At 30.3% G+C, this 22,475-nt stretch carries 19 protein-coding genes; 2 read left to right on the top strand and 17 right to left on the bottom strand.

All coding sequences use genetic code 11. The annotated features are described in order from the left end of the window. Window positions 1-175: 175 nt before the first annotated feature. The 4 genes from D2A34_RS19530 to D2A34_RS19520 all read right to left on the bottom strand — a co-directional run bounded on the left by D2A34_RS19530 (window position 176) and on the right by D2A34_RS19520 (window position 4,417). Window positions 176-2,233, bottom strand: a complete 2,058-nt coding sequence (locus D2A34_RS19530) for a beta-galactosidase (protein WP_423243124.1) — start codon at window positions 2,231-2,233, stop codon at window positions 176-178. Between the two features lie 307 nt (window positions 2,234-2,540). Then, the gene (locus tag D2A34_RS27510) at window positions 2,541-2,669 is read right to left on the bottom strand and encodes a hypothetical protein (protein ID WP_279221641.1); all 129 of its coding nucleotides are present in this window, start codon (window positions 2,667-2,669) and stop codon (window positions 2,541-2,543) included. A 418-nt stretch (window positions 2,670-3,087) separates the two neighbouring features. After that, the gene (locus D2A34_RS19525; RefSeq protein ID WP_119367821.1) at window positions 3,088-3,270 is read right to left on the bottom strand and encodes a transposase; all 183 of its coding nucleotides are present in this window, start codon (window positions 3,268-3,270) and stop codon (window positions 3,088-3,090) included. A gap of 163 nt (window positions 3,271-3,433) precedes the next feature. Then, entirely contained in the window at window positions 3,434-4,417 is a 984-nt protein-coding gene (locus tag D2A34_RS19520) for a Gfo/Idh/MocA family protein (protein ID WP_119367712.1), read from the bottom strand. Between the two features lie 244 nt (window positions 4,418-4,661). On the opposite strand from D2A34_RS19520, the gene D2A34_RS19515 reads away from it, so the two are divergent. Then, window positions 4,662-5,054, top strand: a complete 393-nt coding sequence (locus tag D2A34_RS19515) for a bacteriohemerythrin (protein ID WP_079440962.1) — start codon at window positions 4,662-4,664, stop codon at window positions 5,052-5,054. A 358-nt stretch (window positions 5,055-5,412) separates the two neighbouring features. Here D2A34_RS19515 and D2A34_RS19510 read toward each other — a convergent pair whose 3' ends face one another. The 12 genes from D2A34_RS19510 to D2A34_RS19455 form a co-directional block, all read right to left on the bottom strand. Beyond that, entirely contained in the window at window positions 5,413-6,438 is a 1,026-nt protein-coding gene (locus D2A34_RS19510) for an Rpn family recombination-promoting nuclease/putative transposase (protein ID WP_119367711.1), read from the bottom strand. Between the two features lie 344 nt (window positions 6,439-6,782). Then, a complete protein-coding gene (locus D2A34_RS19505; RefSeq protein ID WP_119367710.1) occupies window positions 6,783-7,595 on the bottom strand; it encodes an ABC transporter ATP-binding protein in 813 nt (270 codons plus the stop codon). Window positions 7,596-7,610: 15 nt separating this feature from the next. After that, a complete protein-coding gene (locus tag D2A34_RS19500; protein WP_119367709.1) occupies window positions 7,611-8,657 on the bottom strand; it encodes a taurine ABC transporter substrate-binding protein in 1,047 nt (348 codons plus the stop codon). 28 nt (window positions 8,658-8,685) lie between these two features. Then, window positions 8,686-9,474: an ABC transporter permease gene (locus D2A34_RS19495; protein WP_119367708.1), complete on the bottom strand. Its 789-nt coding sequence runs from the start codon at window positions 9,472-9,474 to the stop codon at window positions 8,686-8,688. Between the two features lie 14 nt (window positions 9,475-9,488). Beyond that, the gene (locus D2A34_RS19490) at window positions 9,489-10,601 is read right to left on the bottom strand and encodes an iron-containing alcohol dehydrogenase family protein (protein ID WP_119367707.1); all 1,113 of its coding nucleotides are present in this window, start codon (window positions 10,599-10,601) and stop codon (window positions 9,489-9,491) included. A gap of 9 nt (window positions 10,602-10,610) precedes the next feature. Further along, a complete protein-coding gene (locus D2A34_RS19485; protein ID WP_119367706.1) occupies window positions 10,611-11,945 on the bottom strand; it encodes an aminotransferase class III-fold pyridoxal phosphate-dependent enzyme in 1,335 nt (444 codons plus the stop codon). 124 nt (window positions 11,946-12,069) lie between these two features. Next, window positions 12,070-12,837: an ABC transporter ATP-binding protein gene (locus D2A34_RS19480; RefSeq protein WP_079440944.1), complete on the bottom strand. Its 768-nt coding sequence runs from the start codon at window positions 12,835-12,837 to the stop codon at window positions 12,070-12,072. A 17-nt stretch (window positions 12,838-12,854) separates the two neighbouring features. Continuing rightward, window positions 12,855-13,625 carry an ABC transporter permease gene (locus tag D2A34_RS19475; RefSeq protein WP_119367705.1) on the bottom strand — a complete coding sequence of 257 codons (771 nt, stop codon included), beginning with the start codon at window positions 13,623-13,625 and terminating at the stop codon, window positions 12,855-12,857. A gap of 273 nt (window positions 13,626-13,898) precedes the next feature. Further along, a complete protein-coding gene (locus D2A34_RS19470; protein WP_119367704.1) occupies window positions 13,899-14,909 on the bottom strand; it encodes an aliphatic sulfonate ABC transporter substrate-binding protein in 1,011 nt (336 codons plus the stop codon). An 83-nt stretch (window positions 14,910-14,992) separates the two neighbouring features. Beyond that, entirely contained in the window at window positions 14,993-15,877 is an 885-nt protein-coding gene (gene hpsH / locus D2A34_RS19465; RefSeq protein WP_119367703.1) for a (2S)-3-sulfopropanediol dehydratase activating enzyme, read from the bottom strand. A 1-nt stretch (window position 15,878) separates the two neighbouring features. Continuing rightward, a complete protein-coding gene (gene hpsG / locus D2A34_RS19460; protein WP_119367702.1) occupies window positions 15,879-18,362 on the bottom strand; it encodes a (2S)-3-sulfopropanediol dehydratase in 2,484 nt (827 codons plus the stop codon). Window positions 18,363-18,514: 152 nt separating this feature from the next. Beyond that, on the bottom strand, window positions 18,515-19,747 hold the full coding sequence (locus D2A34_RS19455) for a PucR family transcriptional regulator (RefSeq protein ID WP_119367701.1): 1,233 nt from the start codon (window positions 19,745-19,747) through the stop codon (window positions 18,515-18,517). 460 nt (window positions 19,748-20,207) lie between these two features. Here D2A34_RS19455 and D2A34_RS19450 point away from each other — a divergent pair, with 460 nt between their 5' ends. Then, window positions 20,208-21,137: a metallophosphoesterase gene (locus tag D2A34_RS19450; RefSeq protein WP_119367700.1), complete on the top strand. Its 930-nt coding sequence runs from the start codon at window positions 20,208-20,210 to the stop codon at window positions 21,135-21,137. A gap of 188 nt (window positions 21,138-21,325) precedes the next feature. Here the strand turns inward: D2A34_RS19450 and rsgA are convergent, their stop codons facing one another. Beyond that, a complete protein-coding gene (rsgA, locus tag D2A34_RS19445) occupies window positions 21,326-22,393 on the bottom strand; it encodes a ribosome small subunit-dependent GTPase A (RefSeq protein ID WP_119367699.1) in 1,068 nt (355 codons plus the stop codon). Window positions 22,394-22,475 lie beyond the last annotated feature (82 nt).

Below are 22,475 nucleotides of genomic sequence, written 5' to 3'. Positions count from 1 at the left end.
TATTAATATTTTCTTTTCAACTTTAGATGCAAAGATTAAAATATAAATGATGTATATCACTTTTTATTGTTACAGATTAATTTCATTAATTTTTCTTAAAAGGTTGTCCTTTGGAACTGCTAAATCATTTCATGGCTGATTTTCAGAATACAAGGACTTTTTCAGTGGCATCTTATTATATAATATCTTTTTTATCTTTTAAAATCACACAATCATATGATTTTAGTTCTAATTTATCACTTACACTAATTCCATCTTCTGCAATTTCATATTCTCTATCTAAGTTAATTAAAACTGTTTTTGAATTAAAGTTTTGAACGAATAAGAAATCAGAATCCTCACCGCATCTCTTTGTAACAGTTACACCATAAGGTAAATTACCATTTATATTTTTTTCTACACCTATTTCATTCACTAAATCACTATAGAAATCTTTATTAAATTCTTCTGAAGCCCTAGCAGCAATATAATATGCAATTCCTTTTCCATATTTATTTCTAGTAAGTGCTGGCATTCCCCTATAGAAATCTTTTTCATAATATCCTTCTGCTTTTGCACTCTGTAAGTGTATTAAATCACATAAATCTTTTACTTCATAAGATTTATTTTTATATAAAATACTATTTGGATAATATTCATTTATTGCGTCAATTTCTTCACTTCTTATTCCTACAACATCTCCTATTATTCCTGGGAATCCTCCTAAGAAGCACAAATCTGTTTCATTTACAATTCCGCTCCAATATGAGCTAACAAAACAGCCTCCATTACTAACAAATTCTTTTACTCTTTCTCCAAATTGTTCTTTCATCATATAGGTCATTGGTGCAATAACTAATTTATAGTTGTCAATTTCTTGTTCCATATCAATAATATCTACATCAATTCCCATTTCCCAAAAAGGTTTATAATGATTAAGTATAGTATCAATATATTTCATTCCAATATTATTAGGTCCCTGTGCATCATTCATAGCCCACATATTTTCCCAGTCAAATATAATAGCAACTTTAGGTTTATTGATTGTTTTATAAATCATTTCTGTTAAAGATTCTAATCTAATTCCAAGCTCAGTTACATCTTTAAATACTCTTGTATCATCTTTTCCATAATGATCTATTACTGCACCATGGAATTTTTCAGAAGCACCTCTACTTTTTCTCCATTGGAAATATTGGACACTATTAGATCCATGAGCTACAGCCTGCATAGAAGAAAGCATATGCATCTTGGGTCTTTTTAATGTATTAATATGTTTCCAATTAGTAAGAGATGGTGTGCTTTCCATTAATAAAAACGCCTGTTTTTTTATAGCTCTCATAATATTATGTGATGCTGCCGTTCTTATTGCCAAATCAACATCATCTTTACTTTCATGCCAGCTTGTATATGAATCCCAAGAAACAATATCAACTGAATCTTTAAATTTAAAGTAATCTAAAGGTGTAAAAAATTCCATCATATTTGTAGTTACAGGGATATTTTTGCTGTACTCCTTTACAGCTTCGCATTCTTTTTTGTAAAAATCTACTGTTTGAGCTGTAATAAATCTTCTCCAATCTAATTCCAAACCATGTAGAGACTTTACTCCATTTGATACTGGGCTATGAATTTGATCCCAGCTTGTGTAAGTATGACTCCAAAACTTTGTCCACCATGCATGGTTTAAAGAATCTAAAGTTTTGTATTTATTTTTTAGCCATTCTCTAAAAGCAGCTTGACATAAAGGACAATGACATGAAGCATCATTACCATTCCCCCCCATTTCATTAGATATGTGCCATAATATTACACCAGGATGATTTCCAAATTTTTTAGCTAATGCTGTATCAATAGCTCTAGCTTTTTCTCTCATGATTGGAGATGTATAACAAAAATTATGTCTACCGCCTGATAAGTTTCGAACTCCATTCTCTCTAACTTGGCGAACTTCTTCATACTTTTCAGTAAGCCATTTAGGCATTCCTGCTGTAGGTGTTGCTAAAATAGTATAAATCTCTTCTTTATATAAATTATTAATTATTTCTTCTAACCAATCAAATTGATAATTGCCTTCTTCCGGTTCTAATGTTGCCCATGAAAATATTCCAAGAGAAACACAATTAACATGTGCCTTTTTCATTAATTCAATATCTTGTTTTAAAATTTCAGGGCAATCTAACCATTGGTCAGGATTATAATCTCCACCATGTAAGAATTTATTAAGCTTTTTTATTGGTGTTTTCATTTTGATCCTCCTTGTATTAAATTATATAATTGTACTTAATTATTATTATTATGTTAATATTATCTAATGACTAAATATGTTTGTCAATCGAACAATATTAAGAGTTATAGAAGTATATTAATATTTTTCCCTCAACTTTAGATGTAAAGATTAAAATATAATTTGCAATAAATATAGTTTATTATCATTATTTCAAAATATCTGTTGATACTCTTTTCACTTCTTACTTGATATCCGTCTATACCTAAGTAAAAGCAGTTTCACCAGATGTAAGTCTTGTACAATTTTCTAAATCATTAGATTCAAACACTGTTCAGCCAGCCATACGATCCACAAAATTCATTCTTCCCTCCATATCAAATGCAGTTGCTGAAATTTCATAATTTGCTTCAAACTCTATAATATACCCTTGGCAAACAGCCAAAGAATAAACTGTCAACATTTGTATCGTCTCCAGCTATATTTATATACACTAAGCTGTAATCTTTATTAATATGACTGTAAGAAACTTTGCTAATCCCCGTGTCGTAGATAATATATTTCCACTTTCCGTTAGTATTAGGCAGCGTCAAAGTAATTTATTTATAGAAAATTTATATATTGTAGCATTGCAATACTCTTCATTTTTTCTTAATAGGATAGCGTAAAGTAAGCTATGAAAAAAATAGATATAAAAATCAATTTACACTATTAAATAGGGGGTGATTTAACCCCCCCTACATTTATATGCAGCATTCCAAAATATAGTAATTTATAAAACGGCGTAGAATGACCCTCAATTTCTTATCAAGGTTCATTACAAAAAATGCCATATTAATAACGCACTCAGCAGTTTCTTTTAAATCTACAAATATTCTGGCTTAACCATATCTAGTTTTACCAGTACCAAACTTTCCCTCAACTTCATTTCTTTCGCATATATCAACATACTCTTGATTTTTTTCAGCTTTAGTTTTATTCTTTTTAGGTCTGCCTAAAGCAGGGCCGGTAATGCTGATTCCATTTTCTTTGCAATAGTTTAAGTTTTTTCTATTTCTATAAATTTTATCAAAATATTATACATAATACTATTTTAAACACTTAAGCCAATTTGGAGCAGCCCCTAATTACTTAATTATAATTTGAACTGCCCTCTGTCAAATAGACAGGGGCAGTTCACTTTTTATTAAAACTAGTACGTAGAATTGATGGATACATTAATATTAACTATATCTGCTCAAATGGATATATAACGCCCCATTCATGTCTTAATGAATCCATAATTTCCATAATTCTAAGAGTCTCTTTGTGTGGCATTTGTGGACATTCTATTTCTTTATTTTCAATTGCTTGTATAGCAGCCTCAACCTCATATTCATAACCAGTTATTTGTTTTGGTGCATCATAAACTGCAATTTCCTCTCTCTCTAAAGAAAATACTCTAATTTTTTCGTAATTATTAATATTTTCAACAACAATATATCCCTTATCTCCATTAATCACACCTTGGCGATCACTTATAGCAAGTATAGAACTATTTAATACTGCCATTTTTCCATCTTCAAAGCATATTGTAATGCTATTTTGAGCATCAACGCCAGTTTCTGTTTTTATTGCAGTTGATGAAATACTCTTTATCTTATCACCAAAAACCATGGCTGCAAAGTTAAGCGTATAAACTCCCAAATCCAATAAAGCTCCACCTGCAAGTTCTGGATCGATAATTCTTGCTTTATGCGTAATTGCATAACTTAAATTTACATTTAATGAGGTTACCTTTCCAATAACACCGCTTTCTATTACTTCATTTAAAGTTTTTGACATTGGCATATAACGCGTCCATATTGCCTCTGTAATTAACAACCCTTTGCTTTCTGCTAATTTTAATACTTCCTCCGCCTGCTTAGCATTAGACGTAAAAGCCTTTTCACAAAGTACATGTTTTCCATGATTTAAACACATTACAGCATGTTCATAATGGTGAGAATGTGGCGTTGCAATATATACTAAATCTAAACTTTCATCTTTTAACATTTCCTCATATGAACCATATGCCTTTTCAAATCCATATTCCTTTGAAAACTTCTCTGCTCTTTCTAGATCTCTAGCCGCAATTGCATATGTATCTACATTGTCCATTTTACTTATTGTTTCTGCCATTAACTTTGCAATATCACCTGCACCTAAAATTCCCATCTTTATTTTACTCATTAGATCAACTCCTAAACTTTTATGGTTACTTTTTAAAAATCAAATGTATTCATTTACATTATAAATCTTAAAGTTAACTTTAAGTCAAGAATTTTTTTTCTAACGTTTACCTATTACTCCTAAAAAATTTGCATGAACTAATTAAATCTTATTTTTCATTTATATAATACATAATTAAAACGTTTTAAATATTATAATTATATGGTAAAATTAATAAAATATTATAAAAAAGGGGCGAAAAATGATGTTAACATGGAAAGAAGAATATTCGATTGGTATCGAGATAATTGACGAACAACATAAACATCTATTTGAGATTGGAAATCAAGCATATGAATTATTAAAAAATGAACTTCGTGTAGATAAGTATGATGATGTTGTACAAATATTAGAAGATTTGCGTCAATACACTAAATTTCATTTTCAGACGGAAGAAACTTATATGTTGAAAATTAATTCTGACCAATTACCAATCCAAAAAATAGAGCATGCAGAGTTTATAAAGAAAATATTCAATATTGATTTTAGAAGTTTGGATGCAAATACCAATAAGCATTTGAACGAAATACTTTTCTTTATCTTAAATTGGATATTGGATCATGTGTTACATAAAGATAAATTAATAGCCCAAAGATAAGAATTTTATTAAATATTACAAAACTTCATGTAGTTTATATATCATCTTTGATATGATCTTATACAAATCTTTTGTCATCTCAAGGCCTTTGTTTAGTTATACTTTTCACTTTATATTTAGCATAAAAAATAATATACTATAATAATTTCTATTAAGTTCATTATTTTTTATTTATTCAATTATTCAAATCTTAATTTTTAATATTTCTTACTTAGTTTTGAGTATTTTCCAGTTTTTTATGTTTATTATTTACGTAAGATAATTAAGGCTGAGGTTTTCTAAATTCAAAAACTCTCAGCCTATCTAATTTATGTTGTTATTTTCTTTTTCATCTTTAAAACTTTCATATTAATATTTATTAATTTTTAAGATACTTTTCTACATCTTTTATACTTTCAATATCTAAAATATTGTCAATGATTAAATTTAAATCATTACTATCTAGCTCTTCTATTTTTTTATCGTAGTCGTTATTTAGAACTCCAAATTTTTTAGTAAGTAAATTCTTAACTCTTCTTATATCCTTTAATCTAATATTTTCTCTTTCTTGTTTTCTAGTTTCTTTTTCAGTTTCTTTCCTCACTTTTTCTTTCATTTCTTCTATCATAAATGCATTATTAGCTACCATATTTTCCACTCCTTCTCTATTATCAGCTTCTAATATTTTAACTACATTTTCTCTTATAGCCTCATCAACAGTATTTCTAAGCCAATGCTTCAATATCTCTTTTTCTCTACTTGTTAATTTGGAAAACTTTAGTGCCACAGCTTTCAATCTCTCAAAAAATTCTAATGGATTCACCTTTTGATCTAGTAAGAATATAGCTGATGTAATATTATTATTTTTTATTAATTCTTCTTTAGTATATTGATGATTTACATCAAATAATTCGTACTTAAAGTTAACTATATCATCACCAAAAAGTTCACTATTACTTACTATGTCCTTGAAAAATCTTGGCGAATTCCACCTTCTTATAGAGTTATATAAGACTATTGGAACTACTGCGGGAATTTTAAATCCTTTTCTATTTTGCTTATTTTCTTCTTTTAAATTTTTAATATATTCTCTAAGCACCTCATTAATGTAAAAAAACAATCTTAAAGGCATTTTATAGTCTACTGTTGATTGAAATTCTAAAAGAGTATAAAAAATCACTTCTCCACCATCAATACTCGCTTTATATACAATATCTGACTCATTTTCTTCATAATCTGATAATATGTACTGTTTTTCTACCAAAATTAAATTTTCTTCATTTAAATCTTTTGCCCAAGATGCACTGAGCATTTCTTTAACTAAATTCAAAAACACTATTTTGTTAGAGTAAAGATCTTTGTAAGACTTATCGTGTATATTATTAATGGCCTTTTTATAACCCATTCTCTTACCTCAATTATATCATAAATTTAGATTTAAGCGCTTATTTATCTATATTATAATTATTTCCAATACCAAACAAAATATACGCACATATGTTCTTAATGACAAAAAAAGAAGTATCATTGAAAATACTCCCTCAACTCCATAATAATGTACATTAGAAATTTTAATTATCCATCTGCGAACTTTTTTGTTTCTTTCTATCTCAAGTAATTTTGTTTTTATTATAAAAAAGCTATCCTTTCTTGGATAGCTTTATGTTATTTTTAAGCTATTATTTAAATCCTTAAGGTGGATTGTACTTAGAATTTACTGGACCTCCGAGGTGGTAGTCGTTCAAAAAACTATATTTTAAATATATATGGCTGATGATTTATCAAATCTAATATTTCTTCCCTAATTTTCATATACTCACTTGTATAACGGGTATTATCTGAATTTTCTGCAGACATTCTGTAAGTAAATTCTGTATTGAATTCCTTAACTATTTTACCTGGCCTGCTAGACATAACAATTATCCTTGTACCTAATGCTAATGCTTCATCTACATCATGAGTAATAAGAAAAATCGTATTCTGGGTTTTCCACCATAATGTTCTTACCAATGCTTGCATATTTTGCCGTGTTAAAGCATCTAATGCTCCAAAAGGTTCATCCATTAAAATCATTTTTGGATTGTTAACTAATACTCTTGCAAGAGATGCTCTTTGTTTCATCCCTCCTGATAATTCATAAGGTTTATGCTTATGAAATTCTGTTAAACCAACTTCTTCTAAATACTTGTCAGTTAACTTTTTTATTTCATCTTTAGGCAGTTTTCTCATTTTCAATCCAAAACTGACATTATCCCTTACGTTAAGCCATGGATAAAGAGTTGGGGCTTGAAATACAACCCCTCTATGCCAATCAGCACCCTCTATAATTGCATCATCCATTTTTGCCACTCCACTAGTTGGTTTTAAAAATCCTGCAATAATTTTTAGCAATGTACTTTTGCCACATCCTGATGGACCAAGCACACATATAAATTCACCTTTTGAAATATTTAAATCTATATTTTCTAGTGCAGTAACTGTACCTTTCTCACTCTCGTAACTCAGATTAATATCTTTAAGCGTTACAACTGGTAAGCCTATATTTTTGTTGTCTTCACACATGACCTAACACCTCATTTATTTTAAAGAATCTTCAATGTATTTAGGATTCACAGCTTTTTCAAATACTGATATTTCTGGACTATTTGTAATAGTTTTTTGTTCTAATAAGAAATCAGAAGTGCTCTTTAATGTCTTAACAAAATCGCCTTTTTTATCACTTGTGCCTAAATACTTATTATCAAGCTGTTCCTTTCCTGATAGCCATTGTGATGCATTAATTTGATGCGCACTTTCTTCTTTACTAATTCCTAAAGCCTTTGCAATTGTTTCAATAGCATCGTTTGGATTATTTTTATAAATATCATTTGCTTTTTCAAGGGCTTTAATATATTTTGTTACAAGTTCTGGATATTTTTCTGCAAATTCTTTTCTTACAACCTCAGTATCACAAGTTAAAACACCTTGTGCTGCCAGCTCTCTACTAGTTACAAGTATCTTTCCATCACCTAAAAGTTTTCCGAGAGTTGGTTCCCATACATAAGTAGCATCAATATCCCCTCTTTGCCAAGCTGCATATATATCATTTGGCTGCATATCTAAAATTTTCACATCAGATTCAGATATATTATTTATTTTAAGTGCATTTAGTAAGCTATAATGTGCTGTTGAACTTGCTGGAACTGCTACCTTCTTCCCTACTAAATCGGAAATTTTATTAATATTCGCACTATTCTTAACCGCTAATGCTTCAATATCACCAATAACATCATGAATCCAAATAAGCTCTATTGGAATACCACTTGCAATACCAACAGTTGCAGGTGTTGAGCCCATTAGCCCAAAATCTATACTTTTTGAGGCAAGTGCATTATTAACATCTTTACCTGAATCAAACTCAGTTATATTAACTTTAACGCCTAATTCTTCTTCAAAAAAACCTTTGGTTCTTGCAAGACTTTCATCGGTAGGCATTTGTTGGGTACCTATATTTACAACCTCCGGAAGTTCCTTGCTAGATTTTGCTTTAGCGTTAGTATTATTTGTGGTTGATCCACAACCTACTAATGCTCCTGCAACTACTGTTGCTGCTAAAATTCCACTTAATAATTTTTTAAATATCATAATAAAATTCCCCTTTCAATTCTGTTTTTTATTCTTTTCCCTTCCACGGAACAACCTTATCTTCTATGATACGTATAAACTTATCCAGCAATATTCCAGTTATCCCCATGATTATAATTCCCACAAAAATAATATCACTTCTTAAAAATTTACTTGCATCTAATACCATCCAGCCAATACCAGAAACTGCTGCAACCATTTCGGCTGCTACTAATGTAGTATAAGCTACACCTATAGCTGTCCTTAATCCAACAAATATATCTGGCAGGCAGGATGGGAATATTACATGGATAAAAATTTGATATTTATTAGCACCTACTGTATATGCACTATTTATATAATCTGCCTTTATTTTTAATACAGCTGACATACACGAAATATAAATTGGTGCGAAACTTGCTAAAAGCAATAGCGCTATCTTTGATCCATTGTCGATTCCCATCCATAAAACTAATAATGTATAATAAGCAAGGGGTGGTAATGGTCTATAGAATTCTATTATTGGTTCAATGATTGCCCTAACTTTGCTGTTATAGCCACTTACAAGACCTAATGGAATTGCTATAATAGCAGCTAATATGTAGGCAATAAGTAACCTTTCCATACTTGCCCCTAAATGCTGCACTAGTGATGAGCCTTTATAGTTATTTTGAATAATATAAATAAATGCAAGCCAAACTTTTTTGGGCGATGGAATTAAAATATCTGATACAATCCCCAATTGCGTTACAATTGTCCAGGCTATTATAATTACTGCTATGGTAGTAAGGGTTAACGCTTTTTCTACTGTAAAAAATTTTTTTAATGCTCTCTTCATTTTCTTCCCCCTCTCTATTTAAAGGTAGTATACATTTTTAAAAGTTCGTCATCACTTATATTAATTGGATTATTCATTAAATTCGCATTCTTACTTTTTCCAACCAATTCCAATATATCATTATCTGTTAATTTCAAATGCTTTAAATCAACTAATAGCCCTATATTCTTTTTTAATCTATAAATATTATCAGCCATTTCATTTGCATCTTTGAAACCCAATAATCTTGAGAATTCGTTAACTCTTTCGTCCTTTTCTCCATTAAATCTAGTAAAATAATCTAGTGTTAATCCACAAGCTTCACCATGGGGTATATTATATTTACTAGTTAACAAAAAGGAACATGCATGAGATGATGTAGTCTTTGGTAATGTGAATGATAATCCCGCTATAATAGATGCTTCTGCTAATTTTTCTTTAGCAACACCATCCCTTGGATTTAGATAAGCTCTTTCTAAATAATCAAATACCAATCTAGCAGAATGAACTGCGAGTGCATCACATATAGGCTGATGTCCCTTACTCCAATATCCCTCTACAGCGTGGCATAAAACATCAATACCTGTACTTGCAGTAATATTATCTGGTAGTGAATAGGTTAGCTCTGGATCAATAAGTGCAATTTTAGGATAAAAGCTCTTGGAAACAATAGGTGTTTTTTTACCTAATTCCTTATCAGTTACTACACTTACACAAGTAACCTCACTTCCAGTTCCAGAAGTTGTTGGAATTGCTATAATCGGAATACTCTTATTTGGCAAGCTTAAATTTGTACCATGATATTTTTTAATTGAATCATTAGTCAATGAAACTGCTCCACTTGCCTTTGCACAATCAATAACGCTTCCACCGCCTAATGCTACAATAAAACCTATATTATTATTTCTAATGATCCCTGCACAATTATCAATATTAATAATTGTTGGGTTAGGTTCAACCTCACTAAAAATATCAATTATTTCATTTTGACTATCCTCTTTTAATTTTTCTGCAAATCCGCTTTTATAAAAAAATTTACTAGTAACTAATAAGCCCCTTTTATATCCATTATTTTTAATAATTTCTCCAAGCTTATTAATGCTGCCATTTCCGAAAATAATATTTACTGGTTGTTCATATTCCCACATATCTATACCCTAGAGAAACTCATTATCAACAATAGTTAATACATCGTCAAAAATCTTCATTGCTTCTCTTAATTCCTCTTCAGTTATAATTAATGGAGGGCAGATGTTTATATTATTTTCACGGCCAAAAGTTGCAAAACCTCTTTCAGTTAGTAAGCTGATAATCTTTCCTCTAATGTTTTTTTCATCAGTTCCGTAAGGTATAAGCGGCTCTTTTGTTGCTTTATCCTTAACTAATTCAACTGCTGAAAATAATCCAATATATCTAACATCACCTATGCATTTATGTTTAGCTTTAAGTTCTTCTAAGATTTCTCCTAGCACTTTTCCTACTTTGTTTACATTTTCAAGTATATTAGCTTCATAATAGTAATTAACACAAGCTACACCAGCTGCACACGCAAGTGGATGTCCGCTATAAGTCAAACCATATAGAAAAACATTTTCTTCATAATACTTAGCTATTTTGTCATTTACAATTACTCCACCTAATTGAACATAACCACAAGTAACACCCTTAGCAAAAGATATAATATCCGGTTCAATGTCCCAATTTTCAAAGGCAAACATTTTCCCTGTTCTACCAAATCCGGCCATTACCTCATCGCAAATCATTAATATTCCATATTCATCACAAAGTTTACGCACCCCTTGCAGGTAACCATCTGGCGGAATAATTACACCATTGGCTCCAGTTATTGTTTCAACGATTATAGCTGCTACGTTTCCAGGGCCTTCATAAAGTAATTGCTCTCTTAATTTGTCAATATAATATTTAGAAGCCTCCGCATCATTTTCAAATTTAATATTTTCATGATAGACATAAGGATCAAAAAACTTAACAAATCCATTAGCTGCTGGATTTTCAAGTGCAAATCGTCTTACATCACCCGATAAATTTCCAGAACCTAAAGTTGATCCATGATAACTGCGATATCTTGAAAATATTTTACTCCTTCCTGTAACTGTTCTTGCCATATTTATTGCAGCTTCATTAGCATCAGATCCGCCACAAGTAAAAAATACCTTACTCATATTTTTAGGAGATATTTCAATTAATTTTGCTGCTAATTCAGATTTTGGTGCTGCTGCATAAGCTGGAGCAATATAAGGTAGTTTTTCAACTTGTTCTTGAATTGCTTTAATAATAGCTTTATTGCCATAACCTAAATTAACATTAACTAATTGAGAAGACATATCAAAATACTTTTTTCCATCATAATCCCAAAAATATATTCCATCCGCTTTTTCAACTGCAATTGGATTTATATTGCCTTTTAACCATGGATGTTGATTATACTTCTTATCTAATTCAACTACTTGGCTGCCATTTAAATTACTCATATTATTCATTTCCTTTCAAAATTAAATCTCATTAATAAGTTCAAATATATTTTTCTTTTTAGCATTATTTGATGAGCACTTATTTCTATTTTACATATATGTTTTATAGGTTTTGTTTTAAAAATTAAATATTATATAAAAATGGAACCTTCTCTTCTTTGAAAAATTCTTTATAAATTTTTTCTTTTTGTACATTAAATAATGCACTTGTTCTTAATCTTGGATTCCCTAAATTAGTCTCTTCAATTTTTCTAATTCTACCAGGTCTACTTGACATAACTATAACTCTATTTCCTAAATATATAGCTTCATCTATATCATGTGTGACAATAATCATTGTTATTTTTTCTTTTTCCCATATTCTAAGCATTTCTTCTTGCATGTTTATTCTTGTAATTGCATCCAGCGCTCCAAACGGTTCATCTAATAATAGTATCTTGGGACGATTTGCTAAAGCTCTAGCAATTGAAACTCTTTGTGCCATACCACCAGATAGTTGTTTGGGATAGGCATTTTCAAATCCATTTAAACCAACTAATTCGATATTTTCTTTAATTAAATCCTCCGAGTCCTTTTCATTATCAGGTAAACTAAAACGTATATTTTCTGCTACTGTCATCCATGGAAGTAACCTATGATCTTGAAATATAACTCCTTTTTCTCTTGATGGACCCTCAATTGGCTTTCCGTCAAATGTAATAGTTCCTTCATATTCTGTTTCTAATCCTGCAATAATTTTAAGTAATGTACTTTTGCCACATCCACTACTCCCTATAATAGATAAACATTCTCCTTCTTTAACTTCAAGATCAATATCGAGTAATGCATCCACATAACTACCTTTACTTTCATATCGCTTACTTAACTTAGAAATTTCTATTATACTTTCCATAAATTTTACCTCACCTCTTAATTCCACTTGGTAATTCTTATAGATATCTTCTTTAATACATCATCCATAAGCTTACCTACAATCCCTATTATTAGCATTCCTAATATGACTAAGTCAGGTCTTGACATGTTTCTACCATCTGTAAGCATATATCCAACACCTTTAGTAGCTGCAATCATCTCTGCCGCTACAACGCAAACCCATGCATTACCAAGTCCTAGACGAACACCAGTCATAATAGATGGTAATGCCCCTGGTAATATCACTCCACGAATAAACTTAGCCTTTGGAACCTCATAAACTCTACCAAGTTCTAAATACTTATCATCAATATTTTTTATCCCATCAACTACATTAAGCAAAATAGGAAAAAATGCACCGAGTACAATAATAAATATTTTAGAAAATTCACCTATACCAAACCAGAGAATTGCTAATGGAATCCACGCGATAGGTGGAATTGGTTTAATAATTTGTACTGTTATATCTGTAAATATTTCTAATTTTTTTGATAATCCTACTCCAATCCCTAAAGTCAAGGCCAGTATTAAAGAAATAAGAAAGCCTTCAAGTACCCTTAAAAAACTTGCTACTATATGTTTAATCAATGTACCATCTTTTAAAATATCTCCAGCTGTTTTCAATACTTTTTCAGGAGCTGGCATTGTATATGGTTTTATATACCCACCAATATCTGCTGCTTTCCAAATTAGTAGAATTATTACTGGTAAAGCTAAATATAAAACTAAAAATAAAACATGATTTTTAACTTTTTTAGATTTATTCATAATACATCACCCACTCTCTTATATAATATCCCTCTGCTAAATTAGCAGAGGATAAAGTGAAACTTTTCAGGTGGAGTTTTATACTCCAGCTGAATTTAGTTGAACTTATCTAGGGTCGTGCCACTAGGGAACCAAAATCTTTGATTTTGTGTGAGTCACTTTCTCCTTTAGGTCGGATAGGAGTCTTACAGTGGCTAGACATCAGACAAATTTAATTCTATATTTTCTAATATATTTCTTACTTCTTAAAAAAATAATCTTAATAGTATGTAATTATTTTGTAATACCAGCTTCTTCTAAAAACTTAGTATTAATAAATTCATCCATATTTACTTCATTTGAAATTATTTTTTGGTCTAAAATATATTTTTCTACTGTCTTAATTTCTTGAATATCATCTTTTGTTAATTCTTGAGTAAATGTTAAATTATTAAAAATCTTAACCATTAACTCTGGAGTAACTCCAAAATCCCCAGCTATTGCTTCAGCCGCTTCTTTGGGATTTGTTTTTATATATTCTGATGCTCTTTGACCTGCTTTTATATATGCCTCAATTACTTGAGGATTTTTTTCTGCAAATTCCTTTGTTGAATAAGTTACCATATTCCCTTTTTTTATCCCTGTACCATCAACTAAAACCTTAGCTCTACCTTCAGTTGTTAATTTTGATACAAATTGTTCCCATAAAACTGCTGCATCAATTTGTTTCCCCTCGAGTGCTGCTGGCATATCTCCTGCTGCAAGATTCACAGACTCAATATCATCAAAAGTTAATCCTGCATTTTTCAAAACAAGTGCTAATAAATGCTGTGCATAAGATCCTTTTACGTAAGCGACCTTTTTGCCCTTTAACTGACTAGGATTTGTAATGTTAGAATCAGCACCTACAAGAACCGCCAATGCTTTTTCTCCGTAAGCAACATTTCCAATAATCTCAATATCCTGACCTGAAGATTTTGCTAAAATAGCAGGCATATCTGCCATGAATCCAATATCCTCACTTCCTGCTGCAACTGCTTCATTTACAAGTGGACCTGACTTAAAATCTGTCCATTCATAAGTTGCACCTACTTTTTTAAGCTCTTCATCTAAATACCCTAGTTTTTTTGCGACATATATAGATGAATAAAGTGGATAAGGCTGTGCTCCAATTCTAAGTACTACATTTGATTTTTCTGCATCCGTTGTTTTTTTTGTATCGCTATTTTGGCACCCTGCAAATACACCAGCTAATAAAAGTGTACTTAATCCTAACGCTATAATATTTTTGATAGATTTTTTCATAGTTAAAACTCCCCCTGTTTTACAACTTCTTATTCTACAGTAAATTTAATTTCCAATTGGATTCATCTTTTAATACTTCGACTTTATAAACCATTAATAAATTCAAAAAATCTTTCATCAAGTTTCAAATCACCCATTAAGTATTCTCTTCCAAGTGATTTATATTTTCCCTCACCAAATTTATGATATGGCAATAGCTCATAGTTAACATTAGGTTTATTTTTTAAAAATGCTACTATTTCCTTTATATCTTCTTCATTATCATTAAATGTTGGTATAACAGGAGTTCTAACAATTTTCTTTAGGTTTGGAAAATCAATACACAGTTTATTGAAATTTTCTAAAATCAATTTATTGCTGACTCCTGTAAATTTTTTATGTTTTTCATCATTTAAACTTTTTATGTCAAATAAAATTGTATCTAAACTTTCTGCACATTCCTTTAATATTTCATAATCTGCATAACCACAAGTTTCAATTGCTGTATTTATTCTTCTTTTCTTAGCCTGCTTCAATAGATTAATTGTAAATTCCCCCTGCATAAGAGGTTCTCCACCACTTATAGTGACGCCCCCTTCACAGTGAGTGTAAAAAACACTATCCTTCTCAACAATATCTAATAATTCCTTTATTGTTTTTAGTGTTCCCTGCGTAGTGATTGCTCCTGTTGGACAATCACTACTGCATCTTAAGCAATTGGTACATTTATCTCTATTAATTAATGCTTTATTATCACTATCAAAGCTAATTGCATTATTTATGCAGCTACTAATGCAACCACTACATTCCTTGCTGCCTATACATTTATTGTTATTATAAAAAATTTCTGCCTCAGGCTTTTGTGATTCTGGATTGCTGCACCATTTACATTGAAGCGGGCATCCCTTTAAAAATACATTTGTTCTAATTCCTGGCCCATCATGCAAAGAATAATGCTGAATGTTGAAAACATAAGCCTGATCACTCATTTTATATAGCCTCATGCTCTGTTCTGTTTATAATATCATTTTGTAAGTCCTCGGATAATTCAGTAAAGTATGCACTATATCCAGCTACACGTACGAGTAAACTTTTATATTGCTCAGGATTTTTCTTTGCTGCAATTAATGTATTTCTGTTGATTATATTAAATTGTAAATGCCATAGTTTTAAATCACACCAAGTTCTAATAAATGAGATAAGTTTTTCTGTTCCTTCGTCGCCTTTAACACATGCTGGACTAAGCTTAACATTTAAAAGTCTTGCAGCTCTTTCTTTATGGTTATAATTTTTACTTGCAAAATTAGATAATAGAACTGCTGTTGGTCCATTTATATCAGCTCCATGAGAAGGTGATGATCCATCTGCAAGCGGTGTATATGCAAATCTACCATTAGGAGTTGCACTAACAACTTTGCCGAAAGGTACATGTGATGTAAATGGTACATATCTTAAATCAAGATTTACCCCTAATTCCTTAGAATATTTTTCAGTAAATTCAAGCGCTTCTAAATCAAGTCTCTTTGCAATAGAATCAGCATATTCATCATTATTACCATAGCTTGGACCATTAAGCATCAATTGTCTAATTGCTTCATATCCTTCATAGTTATGCTCTAACGCTTCTTTTAGCTCTGCTAATGTTATCTTCTTATCCTCAAAAACATTTTTCTTAATTGCTGCCAATGAATCAATAACTGTACCATAGCCAATAAATTCAAAATATCCCAAATCTATACCACCCTCAATATAAGGCTCATGAATATCTTTAAAATTATCTCTACATAATTTGTGCAGCGCAGATCCTAGAGGTGATGCAAAATGATTTTTTCTAAGTCTTATAATTTCATGTTGTTGTATAAACGCATGTTTTAAGAAATTCTTCTGTTGAACAAGGTATGCATCAAAAAATTCCTCAAAAGTTTTAAAGTTTGTTAACTCACCAGTTTTAATACCTATTACTTCATCACCATATTTTTGCATTTTACCATTATAAATAGTCATTTCAATTGCTGCTGCAAAATTTATATATGCACATGGACTTGTGTAAGTGTCTCTGTTAGGCATACGGCATTCAGCACACCCGGAAACACTATAATCATATGCTTCTTCAAATGTGGCTCCCTTTGCAAGTAAAAGAGGTACAACTTCTTCATCATTTATAAGTTTAGGAAATCCCGATCCATCCTTAATAGTTTCTGCAACCTCATATAAATATCTTTTAGGACTACGGGCATGTATTCTAGCTGCTAAATCTGGATAGTTAAGAGGAAAATTTCTCTTTGATTCTAAGAAAAGATAAGTTAAATCATTAACTGCATCTTGTCCATTTGGAGTTTGTCCTCCAATTGTAACCGCTTCCCAATGTGCATATCCCTCATTAAACGCACCACCAGTTGTTGATAAATAAAGATCTACAAATTGTGCCATATTTACCCAGACATATTCTAATAATTCAACTGCTTTTTCATCAGTTAAAATTCCTTTTTCAATATCAGCTTTATAGTATGGATATAAATATTGATCCATTCTTCCATTAGAAATAATAGTCCCTGTCTTTTGCTCTATTCTCGAAAACATTTGCGTAAACCATTGAGCTTGAACAGCTTCATGGAAGCTTCTTGGAGGATTTGCCGGAACATGATAACAAGTATCTGCTATTAGCTTTAATTCCTCTTTTCTTTCAGAATCATCTTCCTTTTCATATAGTTCTGCTGCTAAATCTCCATGACGTTTTGCCCATAATGTTATTGCATCAGCCACATTAATAATTGCCTTTAAAAATGGTATTTTTTCTGTATTATTAACTGGACTAAATTCATCAAGTTCTGCTAACTTTTCTTCTGCCTCTTTTTTAATTCCATTAAATCCAATATTTAAAACTATCTCATAATCATGTACCCATTGAATAGATGAACGAAATGATGCAGTTTCATTAACTATAAACCTTGAAGTAAGACTTTCATCATTATTGTAAGTCAACTTAAAAGTTTCAGGATTTAATGCATTTGCTAAATCTTCATGAAAAGTTTTCCCCTTCCAATATGGTGAAATTTCATTTATAACAATTTCTGCATCCTCTTTTGAAATATCAAAAGGCGAAGTTTCCCTTTTGGGTAACTGCTCAATTGCCTCATCTAAGAAATCGCCATCAAGCTCTGGATATAATAATCCATAACGACCTTCTTTCCCGCCTCTTCCAACAATTATCTCACTATCATCAATGTATATTGTTGCGTTTTTAGCATAATGCAATAATGCTTTTGACCATCTTAATATTAACGGCTCTCCCTCAGTTTCCTTAAATGATTGAGTGAAATATAAGCCTCTTTCAATATCAATTTTAGGTCTTGTCCCCTTAAATGTATTTAAGATATTATTAACTCTATTACTTGATTTAAAATCGATTATATTGCTATTTATTTCTCTAATAAGTCTTTCTTCTTGTGGTGATAAGATATTATTGTTTTGCATTATGGCCCCCCTCTTTCTACAGTAATTTTATATCCTTAGTAGGTTTTATATTACTATAATACACATTCATATATATTAATATAGACAAAGAGCACAATCATTTTTGTATATAATGTACAATCCCTATCTAAATACTATGTTTTTAATTTCAATTAATTCTCCTTATTGCTTATAATTTTCTTTGCATCAATTGCCAATTTTATATCAATACATTGATTTAACTTACGTAAATCAACATCTAACAATTCTTCAATTTTATTAATCCTATATCTAAGACTATTTCTATGTAAGAATAATCTTTCTGAAGTGCTTGTATTATTACAATTTTCATCTAAGTATACTTCTAAAGTTTCAATTAATTTTGAATTGTTTATATTATCATATTCTATGATAGGTCTTAATTTATCTTCATAATACTTGTTTAAATTTCTGGTATCTTCTAAAGAAAAAAGCATTTGATAAACACCTATGTTTTTATATTCTAAAATACAATCCTTTAATCCGTCTATTATGATTTTCTTTAATGCTAATTGAGCTTCTTTTAATGAATCTTTTATCATATTTAAATCATTATAACAATCACCGACACCAATACTTACTGTCATTCCACCTATTTGATTACTGACTAACTTTTTTATTTTATCTAAAGCTTCATCCAATACTTTTATTTTATTTTTATTCAATTTATAGATAAAAATTACAGAATCATTTTTATCTACTATTGGTACTTCAATACTATGATTATACAAAGTATCCCGAATTATTTTTTTCAGTTTAGTTTTAACTTCAAAAATTATACTTTCATCATCTATATTATTATCTTTAATATATTTTTGAAAATTATCTATATCTATAATATATACTCTGTATTCCCCAGATAAATTATATCCAAAATAAGCTGCTTTATCTATTAAATTACCCCCTAATTTTTCATCCCCAAATAGCAGCTGGTGAAAAAAGTTAACGCTCGAATCTTCTTGAAGCCGTTTCATTGCAATGGCTGTATAAATATCTTTAGTTGCCTCTGTTATTCTGATTTCCCACGGAAGCTCAAATAGCGGAAGATTTAGACTATTTACCAAATCGATTATTTTTTTTGGTATCTGCTTAATATAAGGCCCTATATTAATTATTAATCCTGCTATATTTTTCTCATTAAAACCTTCTATCAGTCTACTTAATAAATTTATATCTCCCTTTATAGATCTTCCTGTAATAAATACAATTTCTCCTCCATAAATCCAATTCAAACTCTCAAGTGGGTTTTCAAAACACTCAGCAACATATATCCAATTTACAGTCTTATCTAATCCACTTCTCCCCCCTACCAATCTCATATTTTTGAATGACTCCAAATTTATAACATCCTTTAGTAGTATAGACATACTATCAGCCCCCCAACTTGTTTAATATTAATACATTATTTCATTGCATTTACTTTACTAATCCTAAATTTCAAAAAAAGACAGCACTAAAGTTCTACAATGCCATCTTTATTTCCTACTATTTCTATCGGTATTATAGTTATATTGTATGCAAAAAAATCAGCCTTGTCAATAATATTTCCAGTTTATATAATTCTAACCTAAATTGTTCTTAAACAGAATTTAACTAATATTAAAGATACCTATAATTGTTTTATAACTCCCCATTAAAATACAATATTTTTAACGACGATAAAAATGTAGTGGTTAAAATCAACAACATAATTCATGGACCTCCGAGATGGTAGTCTTTAATGAATTAACTCAAAAATGAAATCCATTAACATATATTCTTATTTAAAAGGGTAGATTAACTACATATAATCATATTAATTTTAAGTGTTATAAAAAGAGGTGTACTATGATATCGGAAAAGAAGCTCGCAGAAAAGAGATTAACAGAAGCTTATAATAATGCTAAAATTGAATATTTTGATAACAATTCTAAATATATATTTTTCAGTGATTGCCACAGAGGAGATGGTACACCATCTGACGAATTTGCAAAAAATCAAAATATCTTTTTATTCGCATTAGAATTCTATTTTAATAATGGATATACTTATGTGGAGGTTGGCGATGGAGATGAACTTTGGGAACACTCTAATTTTAAACATATAAGACTGGCTCATGATGAGGTATATGCTCTATTAAAAAAGTTCTTTGATTTAGGTAGATTAATTGTTTTATATGGTAATCACAATATACACTTAAAATGCAGCAATTTTGTAGAAAAGAATTATTATAAATTCTACGATGAATATAACGAAGAAGACATAGAGTTGTTTCCTGGGATTACGCCATATGAGGCAGTAGTGTTTAAGCATAGAAATACAGGACAGGAAATACTAACTGTTCATGGCCACCAAGGAGACAGAATGAATGATAAGTTGTGGCATTTTAATATGCTTACAGTAAGATATTTTTGGAAATTTCTTCACTCAGTAGGCTTTATAAATCCTGCAAGCCCTGTAAAAAGTTCTGAGAAGATTCATAAAATCGAACGTATTTATAGTAATTGGATTAAAATGAAAAAAATTATGATCATCTGCGGACATACCCATAGACCCCATTTTCCAAAAGTCGCAGAGTTGCCTTATTTTAATGACGGATCATGTGTTAGGGCAAGTGGAATACAGGGCATTGAAATTGTAGATGGAAATATAATGCTTATTGAATGGAGAATCAGAACAGATTCAGATGGTGGTCTTCATATAAAAAGAAAAATATTAAGAGGACCAGAAAAAATCGAAAAATTTGATTTAAGAAATAATGAAACATATATGCAGTAAACCATAACGTCAGAAGGTTTGTGTAAGACGTGGTATTTATTAAAGCTGAGATTTTCTAAGTATAAGAAAACCTCAGCTTATTTAATTTATATTGTTATTTTGTTTTTCATCTTTAAAACTTTCATATTCTATTTTCTGTTTCTACAATCATCTCTGTAACTTTAACAATCTTAAGCTGAATAAATAAGCTAATATTTCTTTTTTAATTCCTTTTGAAATTTAGAAACATTTTTCCATAAAGCTTTTTTCCTTAAGCGTACACTCATACTTTCTTTATATTTAGCAAATTCCGATTCTTTCTTGAGTTTTAAATAGTTATTCCATCTCTTTATTGACAGCTCTCCACTTTCTAAAGCAGCTTTTACAGCACATCCTGGCTCTTTCTCATGGCTGCAGTCATTAAATTTACACTTTTTAGATAGCTCTTCAATATCTTCAAATGCTACATCCAATCCTTCTGATACATCCCACATCCCAAGTTCACGCATACCTGGGGTATCTATAACCATAGCATTGTTTTTAAGTGTAATAAGCTGTCTATGAGTTGTTGTATGACGCCCTTTACTATCATCTTCACGAATAGTATTCACTTTCATGATTTTTTCACCGCAAAGAGCATTAACAAGTGAGGATTTACCAATACCAGAAGATCCTAAAAACACGATAGTTTTTGCTTCCTGTACATATGCCTCTAACTCCTCCAAGCCTTCTCCTGTAACGGAACTCACTCCGATTATAGGAACAAAAGGGGCTATTTCAGAAACATTTTCCCTATAAGAATCATAATCATCACATAAGTCAAGCTTAGTCATTATTATAACTGGTGAAGCTCCGCTTTGCCATGCAGCAGTTAAATACCTTTCTGTTCGCTTTATATTAAAGTCATTGTTTAGAGAAAGCATTATAAATACATAGTCAAAATTAGCAGCTACAATCTGCTCCACTTTATTATAAGAGTCAAGTCTTGAAAATTTACTTTTTCTCTCAAAGACATAATATATTATATCTTCCCCCATAGGATTATGCTTTGCTAAAACATAATCTCCGACAGTTGGATATTCATTATATATCTTATCATTATAAAATAAAGATCCCTTTAACTTTGCATCATTTTCACCATATTCTGTTACAATCTTATATTGCTCTTTCTGAACTTCAATTACCCTTGCTGGTATTAAATCTGTTGAAGTTATATTAAATTTACTTATTTGATTCTCAAAAAATTCACTAAATCCATATTCTTTTATATTATTCATCGTTTTCCTCCATACTTTAGGCACATGAAAGAAAATAACAGATAATCACATCAATCCTAGTAATTCTTTAAATGTGCCTCAA

Origin of the sequence: Clostridium chromiireducens (assembly GCF_003575225.1) — a bacterium.
Lineage (GTDB): Bacteria > Bacillota > Clostridia > Clostridiales > Clostridiaceae > Clostridium > Clostridium chromiireducens.
The sequence above is the reverse complement of the archived record's forward strand: the minus strand, read 5'-3'. Positions and strand labels throughout refer to the sequence as shown.

What these genes read in the sequence shown, in the direction of transcription:
- D2A34_RS19500 (WP_119367709.1), bottom strand. Translation starts at nt 8,657, where the DNA reads ATGATATTTAAAAAATTATTAAGTGGAATTTTAGCAGCAACAGTAGTT.
- D2A34_RS19450 (WP_119367700.1), top strand. Translation starts at nt 20,208, where the DNA reads ATGATATCGGAAAAGAAGCTCGCAGAAAAGAGATTAACAGAAGCTTAT.
- D2A34_RS19510 (WP_119367711.1), bottom strand. Translation starts at nt 6,438, where the DNA reads ATGGGTTATAAAAAGGCCATTAATAATATACACGATAAGTCTTACAAA.
- D2A34_RS19495 (WP_119367708.1), bottom strand. Translation starts at nt 9,474, where the DNA reads ATGAAGAGAGCATTAAAAAAATTTTTTACAGTAGAAAAAGCGTTAACC.
- D2A34_RS19520 (WP_119367712.1), bottom strand. Translation starts at nt 4,417, where the DNA reads ATGAGTAAAATAAAGATGGGAATTTTAGGTGCAGGTGATATTGCAAAG.
- D2A34_RS19485 (WP_119367706.1), bottom strand. Translation starts at nt 11,945, where the DNA reads ATGAGTAATTTAAATGGCAGCCAAGTAGTTGAATTAGATAAGAAGTAT.
- D2A34_RS19475 (WP_119367705.1), bottom strand. Translation starts at nt 13,625, where the DNA reads ATGAATAAATCTAAAAAAGTTAAAAATCATGTTTTATTTTTAGTTTTA.
- hpsH (WP_119367703.1), bottom strand. Translation starts at nt 15,877, where the DNA reads ATGAGTGATCAGGCTTATGTTTTCAACATTCAGCATTATTCTTTGCAT.
- rsgA (WP_119367699.1), bottom strand. Translation starts at nt 22,393, where the DNA reads ATGAATAATATAAAAGAATATGGATTTAGTGAATTTTTTGAGAATCAA.
- D2A34_RS19470 (WP_119367704.1), bottom strand. Translation starts at nt 14,909, where the DNA reads ATGAAAAAATCTATCAAAAATATTATAGCGTTAGGATTAAGTACACTT.
- D2A34_RS27510 (WP_279221641.1), bottom strand. Translation starts at nt 2,669, where the DNA reads ATGTTGACAGTTTATTCTTTGGCTGTTTGCCAAGGGTATATTATAGAG.
- D2A34_RS19490 (WP_119367707.1), bottom strand. Translation starts at nt 10,601, where the DNA reads ATGTGGGAATATGAACAACCAGTAAATATTATTTTCGGAAATGGCAGC.
- D2A34_RS19455 (WP_119367701.1), bottom strand. Translation starts at nt 19,747, where the DNA reads ATGTCTATACTACTAAAGGATGTTATAAATTTGGAGTCATTCAAAAAT.
- hpsG (WP_119367702.1), bottom strand. Translation starts at nt 18,362, where the DNA reads ATGCAAAACAATAATATCTTATCACCACAAGAAGAAAGACTTATTAGA.
- D2A34_RS19505 (WP_119367710.1), bottom strand. Translation starts at nt 7,595, where the DNA reads ATGTGTGAAGACAACAAAAATATAGGCTTACCAGTTGTAACGCTTAAA.
- D2A34_RS19515 (WP_079440962.1), top strand. Translation starts at nt 4,662, where the DNA reads ATGTTAACATGGAAAGAAGAATATTCGATTGGTATCGAGATAATTGAC.
- D2A34_RS19480 (WP_079440944.1), bottom strand. Translation starts at nt 12,837, where the DNA reads ATGGAAAGTATAATAGAAATTTCTAAGTTAAGTAAGCGATATGAAAGT.